Raw genomic sequence first — 12,438 nt, 5'->3', positions numbered from 1 at the left:
CAATTACGGCTACTGATGAGAATAATGCAAATATTAATCCATTTTAGATAAAAACTGCGTGCCTATTGGCACGCGTAATCATGCTTTTATTATAACTGAATTCCTTTCCTGTCGACTGCTGGTTTCCCCATATCAACCATTGCTTCAAATACAGCCTTTTTATATACTTCATGTTTGCAGCCGCAAGAGCTTAAAAATTTAATGCATTCAACTCTTACTTCATCTGCATATCCTTCATCTTCATTTTGAAGATCGTACCGAATTTCATTAAGCATACCTAAAATCTTGGTCTTAAACTCTCGATCTATTTGAGTAGGAGCATTCTCATTTTTAGTTAAGAAGCTATTTTTAATTAAAGCGCTAAGAGAAAAATCATCATAAAGCTCAGGATATCGTCCCTTATGGATAGCTATCTCTCTCTCTAAAACTCTTAACTTAATTCTAACTCCCCCCTGATTAACCTCAGAGGTACAACTGGCAACAAACATTTCGCTCTCTGTGCCTGCGTAAGGTACTTGAGGATGATGTGCTTTATAGGCATCTACAATCTTTTCAATCACTTTTTCTTTGACTTTAGCAACATCCTCTCTTCCTAAAGTATCAATCCAAATATAGGCTGCTTTATAACACTCTACAGCCAAATGTGAGTTTTTGGATTTTAGTGCTGCATCTCCCGCCTGGCGTAGTTTATTATACCTTTCTTCATATATTTTAGTATGCTCATTTTTAAAGTCATTTGGTAACATATGAGTTGAATTAGAAAAATCAGCTACTAGACCATCATGCATTGGAGGACGGAAAATGCGAAGCTGAGTCGGTAAAAGAGACTTAACATTGGGATTTTTATTTAGATTGTCGTGAGTTACCTGTAAGGTTTCTCGCTCGCCAATAGAGTCATCAATGTATACCACCTCAGCATCTTTGCAGGTATTTTGTTTAACCCATAAATGGTAGATTTCACCTTTGCTCCCATGTGGGTCGTGATTACGCCTATTCTTCCCATACATTAGAGAAGCAATGTAACGCTGGTTGTTATAATGCTTCAGCTCTAATAAAGAGGTATCAATTAGTTGTCGCTCTTCTAGCGTGAGAGTTTTAGCTGGCTCATACATTTTGTGACTTAAGACTAATTGGTCGTAAAAACTTCCAAGCTTAGAATCTAATTTCTCTGACTCCAACTCCTCGAAAAAACCATAAATATCATTAAACATTGGATCATCATCTTTACTAATTTTATGATCAATTATGATGTCGTTAATGGTATTGGACATCCCTTTTTGTCGAAGATGCAAGCCTTTAGCAGCAGCTTGGTTAGCAGTATTTTCAAATGACAAGACGTTATTGCTGACTAAAAAATCAATAAGCTTCATTTTTCTTTGATATTCGCTACGTTTCTCCTGCGGACAATTTTCAGCCTCGGCGCTTATAACCAGTTCATTGTAGAAGCCTTTAAGCGTAACTTTGTTATTTGCGTTGAGAAACTCCAACATAAGAGGGAGAATATAGTCGAAATCCTTATCTTCTTTCTTGGTTAAAACATCATTAATTACATCAGAAAGAACGTGTGCACGCGGAGTAATAACCTTATTTATCGCTACCTTAAGAGTATCATCTAATGATAAGACGCCTTTTTTGACCAAAAATTCAATGATTCTGATTTTCTTTTCAGTATTTTTGTATTCTCTATATTGAGCAATATCTAAATTTTCCTCGTTCTTCACATCTACAAGTGCTGTAGTTCGGGCGTAGCGTTTATTATAATCTTTAATTTGATTAAGATTATTCACCGCCTGTTCAAGAGGTTTCATTAATTTATCGTAAGTATCCCCTAACTCAAAATTGGGAAAATAACCTGAATTTAAAAACATGATGTCCATTGATGTTAATAGTTTTCCAACTTTAATGCCGTTTTTTTCCAGGTGTTCAATTAAACGAACCCTAAGGCTTTTACTTGGTTTAAGATCAGTTGGGTCCATTCTTGATAAAATATCAATTTTATTAACCCCTGCTCTTTTAAGTTCATCAATCAGAGTCTGATTAAAAACTGGTATGCCCTCTTTCTCATTCATAGACATTAACGTATAGTCAACATCAATTAAGTATCGAATTGCCATTTTCTCACCGATGTTATAAATAAATACCTAAACTGTATAAATATAATACTATTTGATGGCAATCAGTATCAATGGGTAAAAGTACCCATCTTAGGGTAGGAAAAAGTCTATTTAAGACAATGAACAGAGGACTTATACAAAACCTGGTTTATTATTCTTCAAGCACGGATAATATATTTCCCGCTGGATCCTTAAACCAGGCAATATCGGGACATTCATCTTTAGATTGGCTTCTGAAAATCCCTTTGTTATCCGTTTGCAATTCCCCTGTATAGTGTTCAAACTGAATCCCTTTCGCTGCAAGTGCATCTACAGCTTTGTCTATATCGTCTACCGGAAAATTTAAAACGGTATAGGTAGCAGGCTGATGATCTTGTTTTTGATATAAAAAAATGTCAGCACCAGTGGCAAGATGTAAAATTAAACCTTCTTTTTCTTCTTCAGTTACATTTAAACCTAAGGTGTCAGCATAAAATGACTTGGCTTTTTTGAGATCGTTAACGGAAAATCCGCTAAATGCTTTGGATTGTTTTAACATTATCAACTCCTGTAATTGTTATCCCTAGATTTTATACAGCTAAGTATAGTCGATAAATAATTTAAACCTGCCTTCTTGCTTCCAGAACATTCGGGATCTGTTCCAGTTTATTTAATAGCCGAGAAAGACTATTAAGTCCATCAATTTCTACGGTTAACTTAATATGCGCGGTATTGTCCTGTTTATGACTTTGTGTTTGAAGAGCATAGACATGTGCCTTTTCATTAGCAAGTAGAGAAGTAACATCTCTTAATAGGCCTGCCCGATCAAACGCTTTAATTAAGACATCAACAACGTAATGATCACGAGTAGAACTTCCCCAATTTACCTGCAGAAAACGCTGACGTTGTTTTTCACTGGCATGTAAAATATTTGGACAATCTTGTTTATGCACAGATACGCCTCGGCCCAGGGTGATATAGCCTATTACCTCATCCCCTGGTACAGGCTGGCAACAGCGCGCCATATGCGTAAGCAAGTTCCCTACACCTTCAATCCGCAGGTCGCTCCCAGTGGTTTCTGGTTTTGCCTGAGGCTTCACAATCTGTTGGATGGAAGGGGTTACAGATTCAGCCGGAGATAATTTGTTAAGTATTTGTCCGAGCTTAATGTCCCCCCTACCAAGAGCTGCCAACAGATCATCGATACGCTTAAAATTGAACGAAGAGAGAATATCATTTAAGCGATCCGTTTTAATCCCTAAGTTTTTTAATTCTTTATCAAGAATTTCATGGCCTTCATCTCTGTTTTTATCATAGTCTTGCATTTTGAACCAATGCAAAACCTTGGCTTTGGCCCGTGAAGTTTTTAAATAATTAAGATGCGGATTAATCCAGTCTCTTGATGGTCGTTCATCCTTACCGGTTAGAACCTCGACCTTATCACCTGTTTTTAATTCATACGTTAAAGGGACAATGGTGCCATTTACCTTTGCCCCACGACAGCGATGCCCTATTTGGCTGTGGACATGGTATGCAAAATCTAAGGGAGTTACGCCTTGGGGTAAATCCAGTACATCCCCATCGGGTGTAAATACGTAAACCCTGTCTTCAAGAAATTCTGTTTCAATGGCTTCTGAGACCCCCTTGGAAGCCGCCATTTCCCGATGCCAGGCCAATACATCGCGTAACCATTCAATTTTACGTTCGTGGCTTTCCTTTTGACTAACACCGCCCTCTTTGTATTTCCAATGTGCTGCTACTCCCATTTCTGCAAGGTCGTGCATGTGAAAAGTTCGAATTTGTACCTCAAAAACACGTCCTTCAGGGCCTTCAACCGCAGTATGCAAGGATTGATACCCATTAGATTTCGGATTAGCAATATAATCATCAAATTCAGCGGGTACTTGTTTCCATAAAGCATGTACCATACTCAAAACTTCGTAGCACTGCTCTTTGGTTTCAACCAGTACCCTGACTGCAGTTGCATCATAAATTTCATCTAATGAAACATTTTTGCGCTTCATTTTACGATAAATACTATGAATATGCTTGGAACGTCCATAAACAGCAAAATGTTGCGCACCAGTGGCGCGAATCTGTCGATTTAACTCTTCGACAATAAAATCTACATAACGATCCCTCTCAAGGCGTTTTGCTTTTAACCCTTTGGCTATCTCTTTGTAATCTTCAGGATGCAAATAGCGAAACGCCAAATCCTCCATTTCCCACTTGATAGCCCCTATCCCCAACCGATTTGCAAGAGGGGCATATATTTCCATTGCTTCATTAGCAACCTGAGTACGCATTCCCTCGGGTAATTGCCCTGAGGTACGTAAAATACACAAGCGCTCAGCCAGTTTAATGAGTACAACACGTACATCATCAACCATGGCTAATAGCATTTTGCGGATGTTATCAAGTTGATGTTTATTTTGAGGGTATTTACTAAGTGCCTGCAAATTATGCATGGCGCTCATTTTTTCAATTCCTTTTACCAATTTGGCAATGGAACTACCTAATTGTTCCTCAACATCATCCAGGGATAATTCTGCATAATGGACGTTTTCAAAAATGATGGCCGCACATAACGTTTCTTGATCAACTTCTAAATCCGCAAGCACATCAGCCATGGATAAACCTAATTGCAGGCAGGAGACTCCTGTTTCCGTAGCATGATCCTGTCCTGCCAGTTGACTTAATGTGCAAGCATTACGAATTAAATCCAAGTCTTGAAAATACCCTTTGCTTCCTAATTGCTGTAACCATTGTTCTACATCGATGTTACCATCGACTGACCAAGGGGTATCTTCTTTAACTTTGACCATAACTATTTATCCTTTCTCAAATAAAGCTATCGATTCAACATGGGCTGTGTGAGGAAACATATCCATTACACCGGCGGCTTTTAAATGATAACCTTTATGATTTACAAGAATATCAGCATCCCTTGCTAAAGTTGCTGGATTACATGAGACATACACAATACGCTTAGGATTGAGACTCTCAATTTGTTTAACGACTTCCACAGCCCCTGAGCGAGGAGGATCGAGTAAAAGTTTGGTAAAACGTTGCCTGCTTAATTTTGCAATTTCTTCCATTTTTTCAAGATCAGCACAGAAGAATTCGGTATTGGTTAAGCCATTTATCTGAGCATTCATTTTGGCGCGCTCAACCATTGCGTTACTTCCTTCAACGCCGACTACACTCGCACAATATTTTGCCAAAGGTAGTGAAAAATTACCTAAACCACAAAATAGATCTAATACGACATCCTTAGAATCTAAATTCATTAGTTCCAGTGCCAGTGTAATCATCAACGGATTTAAACCTGAATTAACCTGGGTAAAATCAGTAGGGTAAAATTTGAATTCAATATTTTCTTTTGGAAGAGTATACGTTAAAAAACTAAGACTTTCAGGTGGATAAAAAAGCTCTACCGTATCATTTCCTCCTGGTTGCAGGAATAAGCGAAACTGCGTTCTTTCGCCAAATGCACGGAGCTTTTCTTCATCGCCATGGGTTAATGGGCTTAAGTTACGAAAAATTAATGCAATGTCCTTTTCCCCTGCTGCAACTTCTATCTGAGCAATAATTTTCGGATCATCAAATGAATCAATTAAAAGACGTAAATTAGAGATTTCTTTATCAATTTTTTTATTTAAGACGGGGCATTCATTGATTTCAGCGATAAAGCGCGGATTATTTTTTTCTCTAAAACCCACAAGACTTCGTTGCTTTTTCTCGACATAACGAACGCTTAACCTGGCTTTATTCCGATAGTGCCAACTACCACTGGTCAGTGGCGCCAAAATAGTTTGAGGTTCGCAATGACCCACTCGTTTTAGCAAATCCAATAGCAACTTCTGTTTAACCTGGATTTGCGTCTGCTCACTTAGATGCTGTAAGGAGCAACCACCGCAAAGGGTGTAATGGGAGCAGGAAGGTTCGACACGTTCAGTAGAGGGCGAGAGAATTGCAACAACCCTCCCCTCATCAAAATCACTTTTTTTTCGGGTATATTGAAATGAAACTTTCTCATTCGGAAGTGCACCTTGAATAAAAGTAGTTTTTCCATTTATGCGAGCAATTCCACGACCATCATGACTAAATTTTTCTATCTCAGCAATGATTGTTTCGGTTGGTAATTTTTGTCGTCTTTTACTCATTCAATACTTCTCTTAAACCGATTACTAAATTTTTCGAGTCGTTATATGATAATTTTAGATTCTCAATGATAAATTTATAATCAAATTAAATAAAAAAATAAGTGTAAAGAATAGCACAGGAAGTAACTGTTTAGGAACATTGCAGGCGCCTGGGCATTTAGTGTTTCCACATTAACGTAATAATGCAAAAGCACCATTTACCCCGTTGGCCGCAAGTTTGCTTTTCAAAGAATCTGTCATTTGTTTCGTTGCGAAAGGGCCTACTCTAACAATGAAACGATGATCATATTTTTCAATGAGTACAGGGGAAGGAGTTAATTTGGCTAATTTACTTTGGAGAATAACAGCTAAATTTTCGGAACTAAAGGCACCAGCCTGGACATAATAATGTGCGACCCTCTTGCCAATGTTCAAAGCTTCAATTTCAACAGGTGCTGTGCCGTGGGGGAGTAGTCCCAGTTTTGTTGCTGCCGCATAAGATAAATCAATTACCCTATCATTTCGAAAAGGACCTCTATCGTTTACTTTCACAACGGCAACACGCCCATTACTCAAATTTTTTACTTTTACATAAGTTGGTAGTGGCAATGTTTTATGGGCGGCTGTCATTGCATACATATCATAATCATCACCGCTTGATGTTCGTTGTTTATGAAACTTCGTTCCATACCAAGAGGCTATTCCACGTGCTTTATAACCACTGGAATTTTTCAATACCTCATAAGTTCGCCCTTCCACAGCATAAGTATCAGGATTTCCATAACGACTAAGAGGTTCAGATTTGGGTTTAACTTCTTTAAATGAAGAAGGCACAGGCCCTTTAGGAGCGCCATCTTTTTCTTGGGTATATCTTGAGGGTGTTTTGGTTGTTGATGTTGCTTTTATATGCTTTGTCCTGGGTAATTTACCAGTGGAATTCATTGACGTGGGAGATGTAGCGCAGCCACCAATCAACAGAAAGAAAATAAAGAAGGCAAATTGCATTATTGATACTCAAGTTATTGTTTTTTTACCATAATATATACAAAGAAAAAAACTATGAAAATACCCTTCATGTAATTTGGTTGTAAGATTGAGGCTGTGATAATATGGGCGGTATTTTTTTGTAACCATGAGTATAGAAACATGAAGTCAACATTCTCAGCACATCGATTATTATTAGTAGCCAGTTTGCTTGTAAAATCAGGTATTTTTTATGCCGCAGACGTCTTACCCCCAACCAGCTTGTCTGGTACCGTTTCTCCAACAACACCGGTTAGCAGTAAACCTCTCATTACACCTTCAGCACCTACACTGAATGCAAAGGCTTATATCCTTATTGATGTAAATAGCGGAAAAATTATTGCTGAGAAAAACAGTGAGCAAAAATTGCCTCCTGCCAGCTTAACAAAAATGATGACCCTCTATGTCATTTCAAATGCACTCCACAACCAGCAAATTCATTTAACTGATAATGTTAGAGTTAGTCGTGAAGCCTGGAAAACAGGTGGTTCACGCATGTTCATTAAAGAAGGTCAACAAGTAGCTATTGAAGATTTGCTAAAGGGTATTATTGTTGACTCTGGTAATGATGCTTGTGTTGCCATGGCTGAGCATCTTGGTGGTAGCGAACAAGGATTTGCGCAAATTATGAATCAACAGGCGCAAAGCTTAGGAATGAAAGACAGCCATTTTACGGATAGCACAGGCCTACCAGATGAAAATTTATATACCAGTGCTAAGGATTTAGCTATTTTGGGACGTGCATTAATTCTTAATTTTCCTCAATATTATCATTGGTATAAGCAAAAATGGTTTACTTATAATGGAATACGTCAACCTAACCGCAACCGCCTGCTTTGGCGCGACAGCCAAGTTGATGGCGTAAAGACAGGTCATACTAACGAGGCCGGTTTTTGTCTGGTTTCTTCTGCAAAACGAGACAATATGCGACTTTTAGCAGTTGTTATGGGCTCCCCTACTGATACTGCCCGTGCTGACGACAGTGAACGTTTATTAAATTATGGTTTTCGCTTTTTTGAAACTCACGAACTTTACAAAAGCGGCAAAAGCATCACTGAAATTCCTGTCTATAAAGGAGCTGTAAGCAGGATTAATATTGGTTTGCGAAATGATCAGTTTGTCACCATCCCTAATGGCCAGTACCAACGATTAAGTATTAATACCAAAGTTTCCCAAAACTTACAGGCCCCCATTAAAAAAGGAGATAAAGTGGGCGAATTGGTTATAAAGTTCGACAATAACGTGATAGAAACGCAGGATCTTTATGCACTTCAAGATGTCCCTAAAGGGGGTATATTTACTCGTATGAAAGATTCTGTTCGCTTGGCTTTTCAACGCTGGTTTGGTTAGGATTATAGATGTCAGGTATTGTTTATCTTAATGGCGAGTATGTGAATGCATCCGAAGCAAAAATCTCGGTGTTTGACCGTGGTTTTTTATTTGGGGATTCAATCTATGAAGTTATTCCGGTATACAATAGTCGTCCTTTTTTTGTTGAAAGACACTTAGAACGTTTAGAGGCAAGCTTGAAAAACGCCAGAATTGCTAACCCTAAATTGAATTGGTTAGCAATTTTTCAACATCTTATCCAACAAAATGGTGGCGGTGACTTACAAATTTATGTGCAAATCACTCGTGGTGATCAAGGGGTTCGCAAACATGACATTCCCGCTGGCTTGAAACCAACCGTAGTTATCTTCACTCTCCACACCTTGTATGCGTCAGATGAGCTTAAACGAAAAGGCTTACATGCACATCTTGCAGAAGATATACGCTGGCTTCGTTGCGATATTAAAACCACATCACTTTTGGCCAATATCCTGCTCAATGATGATGCAATATCTCTTGGCGCTCAAACAGCGATTTTACAACGTGATGGACTATTAACTGAAGGAAGTGCAAGCAATGTTTTTTTAGTCAGCAAGGACATTATTTACACGCATCCTCTTAATCATCTATGCTTACCAGGTATTACACGGCAAGTTACCATTGAACTTATACAGTCTTTATCATGGACATTACGAGAGGAATCTATGCCGGCTGAAGCTCTCTTTGAAGCCGATGAGGTATGGATTACAAGCACTACCAAAGAAATTTATCCGATAACTAGGATTGATAATGTTCTTATAGGAAATGGCGTGGCCGGGCAATATTGGGAGCAAATTAATGCTAAGTATCAACAACTAATTCTTAATAATCATGACTGAAAAAAAATCTTTCATTGAGTTTCCCTGTGATTTTCCTTTAAAAATAATTGGCACGAATACCGCTGACTTTTTCAAGGAAATTACCGAAATTACACGTAAGCACTTTCCTGAAACTTTGGATGAAGCAATTATTTGTCAAGAGAGTAAACAAGGTAGTTATATCGCTATTACAGTGACTGTTTATGTTCATAACCAGGCTACACTGGATGCACTTTATCTTGAGTTAACCCGGCATCCTGATATTAAAATGGTATTATGATGTGGAATATTAGAAATTTGGGCCTGCAACCTTATTTAATGGCCTGGAATAATATGAAAGAATTTACTTCCACAAGGAATGAGCATACTATTGATGAATTGTGGCTGCTTGAACATCCTCCCGTTTACACACAAGGCCAGGCCGGTAAAGCAGAACATATTCTTAATCCAAGTTCTATACCCGTAGTACAAAGTGATCGGGGAGGACAAGTTACTTTTCACGGCCCAGGACAGATGGTGGGTTATATCCTTATGGACATTCGACGGCAACATCTTGGAATAAGAACATTGGTTAGCCAACTCGAGCAGGTTTTAATATCCCTTCTAGCTTATTACCAGATCGATGGAACCATAAAAGCAGGTGCTCCCGGTGTGTATGTTAACGATAAAAAAATAGCCTCAATAGGGTTGCGCGTAAAAAATGGTTGTACTTATCATGGTATTGCTCTGAATGTGGCAATGGATTTAAGCCCTTTTGATAGTATCAATCCCTGTGGATATGCCAAATTACAAATGTCACAAATAAGTGACTATGTTTCTGATGTAAATGTTGCGGGTGTCAGTAAACAATTTACTGAGGTATTTTTAACTCAATTCGAACATTAAGCATGCATTTTTTTTCTGATTATATTCAACCACTTACTATTTGGCTTCATGCCCATCCTCACTGGGCCTTGTTGATTACCTTTTTAATTTCATTCACAGAGTCCCTTGCTATCATTGGTAGTATTATTCCAGGTTCCGTTACGATGACTGCTATTGGCATTTTGGCCGGCTCTGGGGTTATGCGCATTGATTTAACATTACTGGCAGCGACTTTAGGTGCCATTGCCGGTGATAGTGCAAGCTATATGTTAGGTTATACATTTAGCGAAAGATTGATCAATGTTTGGCCATTTAGCCGTTATCCAAACTGGCTTTTGTTTGGAAAGGACTACTTTGCCCGTCATGGGGGTAAAAGTGTTTTGATAGGTCGTTTTGTTGGTCCGCTACGTTCAATTATACCTGTCATCGCGGGAATGATGGGAATGAGTCAATGGCGCTTTTTTATTGCTAATACACTTTCAGCAATTGGCTGGTCAATTTTATACATTATGCCCGGGGTTTTAATCGGCGCCGCGAGTAGCGAGTTATCTCATGAAAGCGCTACGCGTCTTTTCCTGTTAGTGCTGTTATTATTAGCAGGCATTTGGCTGCTAAGTGTAGGGCTTAAATGGTTGTTTATCCGCTTAAACCGTTTACTACGTGTTAGTTTACATGGATTTTGGTCCTGGTCACAAAATCACCCTCATTTGGCAAAACTTTTTCAAAAGCTTACCCCAGCCGACGAGCTTAATTATTATCCTACGGCTGCATTAGCGCTTTTATTTGCGTTAAGTACCTTATTTTTTTGTATTTTAAGTGCCTTGGTTATTCAGCAAAACTGGGTTAATACGATTAATCAACCTATTCATCTTTTTTTACAGAGCCTGCGTACCAATTCGTTTGACGCTTTTTTCATCGTTGTTTCCCAAATTACCAGCCCTTTGGTGTTGTCCGCATGTGTAATTTTGATAGCTTTTATAATAATTTGTTTTCGTGACTGGCGCTCTTTAGCTTATTGGTTCTGTCTGGTGATTACCTGCACACTTCTTCTATTTTTTCTTCATTGGCTAATCGAAAGTCCAAGACCGCAGGGATTGTTGGAGGTGAAAACAGGCTACTCTTATCCTATGGCAGAATTAACGTATGCAACCGCCTTCTTTTCTGCTTTGATATTTTTTCTTAGTGCTTACGCGAGAACCCTGATTAATCGCTTTGTAAAAATAACCCTGCTAATTAGCTTGCTCCTTGCTGGATTAGCGCCAGTATATCTTGGGGACCATTGGATAACCGATAGCATTGGAGCTTATCTTTGTGGCTTTAGTCTTTGCCTGATTCATTGGTTGCTCTATCGACGCTTTAAAACAAACATTGTCTGTACAATCTATGGACCGTTAAAAATTTTACTGGTTCTCATTCTCATGACTGGTCTAAGTGTTATATTTAACTATCGACAATTACAACGCGATCACCAGCCTTATTTAGCACAATATGTTTTTACTGATGAACTGTGGTGGAATCAAACACAACCATTATTACCTATTTATCGACCTAATCGCATTGGTAATTATGTCAGTGTATTTAACATTCAATATGTAGGCTCAATCTCTAGTCTAGAACGTGCTCTTACTAATTTTGGTTGGCAGAAAATTGATGATTCTTTATTTAACTCGCTCCTGACACGAGTGAGTGGTCAATCTTCGGCTCATGATTTGCCCCTAATGTCTCAACTTTATTTAAATCATCGACCAGTTTTAATGATGACCTATCAACCCAAGGATGGAAACCCGGTGCAGATTTTGCGCATATGGCGCTCCAATTATCACCTTAAAAACTTCCGTCAACCCATATGGCTTGGAAGCGTTCATCCTAGAAAATTAGTAAAGCCTCATGAAGCTAATAAGCGTATCGCTAATCCGGCGAATCACCCTGTCTCATTGTTTTATGTGAGTTCTGCCCTTCCTGAGTTTTTACAACGTCAAACCCCATTACCCATTGAACTTAGATTACCTGTTCGTGTTGAGCCTAGTTTACTTTTAATTAAAGAATCCTCAATAAACCTGGATCGCTAAACCGTACCTGATCTTAGAGTGAAGCAGGTGCTAGAGAAAGGGGAACTTGAGCGTTCTG

Annotated in this window: 10 protein-coding genes; 5 read left to right on the top strand and 5 right to left on the bottom strand. The window is 38.6% G+C overall.

What is annotated here, in order from left to right:
• Window positions 1–89: 89 nt before the first annotated feature.
• From Ljam_RS12215 to Ljam_RS12195, 5 genes are all read right to left on the bottom strand, one after another.
• Window positions 90–2,114 (bottom strand): hypothetical protein, encoded by a 2,025-nt coding sequence (locus tag Ljam_RS12215; RefSeq protein ID WP_058450288.1) that lies wholly within the window; start codon window positions 2,112–2,114, stop codon window positions 90–92.
• A 151-nt stretch (window positions 2,115–2,265) separates the two neighbouring features.
• On the bottom strand, window positions 2,266–2,652 hold the full coding sequence (locus Ljam_RS12210) for a VOC family protein (protein WP_058450287.1): 387 nt from the start codon (window positions 2,650–2,652) through the stop codon (window positions 2,266–2,268).
• Window positions 2,653–2,713: 61 nt separating this feature from the next.
• Window positions 2,714–4,918 (bottom strand): GTP diphosphokinase, encoded by a 2,205-nt coding sequence (gene relA, locus Ljam_RS12205; RefSeq protein ID WP_058450286.1) that lies wholly within the window; start codon window positions 4,916–4,918, stop codon window positions 2,714–2,716.
• A gap of 6 nt (window positions 4,919–4,924) precedes the next feature.
• The gene (gene rlmD / locus Ljam_RS12200) at window positions 4,925–6,259 is read right to left on the bottom strand and encodes a 23S rRNA (uracil(1939)-C(5))-methyltransferase RlmD (protein WP_058450285.1); all 1,335 of its coding nucleotides are present in this window, start codon (window positions 6,257–6,259) and stop codon (window positions 4,925–4,927) included.
• A gap of 171 nt (window positions 6,260–6,430) precedes the next feature.
• Window positions 6,431–7,243 (bottom strand): septal ring lytic transglycosylase RlpA family protein, encoded by an 813-nt coding sequence (locus tag Ljam_RS12195; protein ID WP_058450284.1) that lies wholly within the window; start codon window positions 7,241–7,243, stop codon window positions 6,431–6,433.
• A 141-nt stretch (window positions 7,244–7,384) separates the two neighbouring features.
• On the opposite strand from Ljam_RS12195, the gene Ljam_RS12190 reads away from it, so the two are divergent.
• From Ljam_RS12190 to Ljam_RS12170, 5 genes are read left to right on the top strand one after another with little or no spacing between them, the layout of a single operon-like run.
• Entirely contained in the window at window positions 7,385–8,611 is a 1,227-nt protein-coding gene (locus Ljam_RS12190; RefSeq protein ID WP_058450283.1) for a D-alanyl-D-alanine carboxypeptidase family protein, read from the top strand.
• Window positions 8,612–8,619: 8 nt separating this feature from the next.
• Complete coding sequence (locus tag Ljam_RS12185; RefSeq protein ID WP_058450282.1) at window positions 8,620–9,468, top strand: D-amino acid aminotransferase; 849 nt, start codon at window positions 8,620–8,622, stop codon at window positions 9,466–9,468.
• A complete protein-coding gene (locus Ljam_RS12180) occupies window positions 9,461–9,727 on the top strand; it encodes an HP0495 family protein (protein ID WP_058450281.1) in 267 nt (88 codons plus the stop codon). The genes Ljam_RS12185 and Ljam_RS12180 overlap by 8 nt, the downstream gene beginning before the upstream one ends.
• A complete protein-coding gene (gene lipB, locus Ljam_RS12175) occupies window positions 9,727–10,332 on the top strand; it encodes a lipoyl(octanoyl) transferase LipB (protein ID WP_058450280.1) in 606 nt (201 codons plus the stop codon). Before Ljam_RS12180 ends, lipB begins: the two co-directional genes overlap by 1 nt.
• Before the next feature lie 2 nt (window positions 10,333–10,334).
• Window positions 10,335–12,380 carry a bifunctional DedA family/phosphatase PAP2 family protein gene (locus Ljam_RS12170; RefSeq protein WP_058450279.1) on the top strand — a complete coding sequence of 682 codons (2,046 nt, stop codon included), beginning with the start codon at window positions 10,335–10,337 and terminating at the stop codon, window positions 12,378–12,380.
• Window positions 12,381–12,438: the final 58 nt, after the last annotated feature.

It is taken from the genome of Legionella jamestowniensis (assembly GCF_001467745.1).
GTDB classification, from domain to species: Bacteria; Pseudomonadota; Gammaproteobacteria; order Legionellales; family Legionellaceae; genus Tatlockia; species Tatlockia jamestowniensis.
Note: the sequence above shows the minus strand (reverse complement) of the source record. Positions and strands in the feature narration are given on the sequence as shown.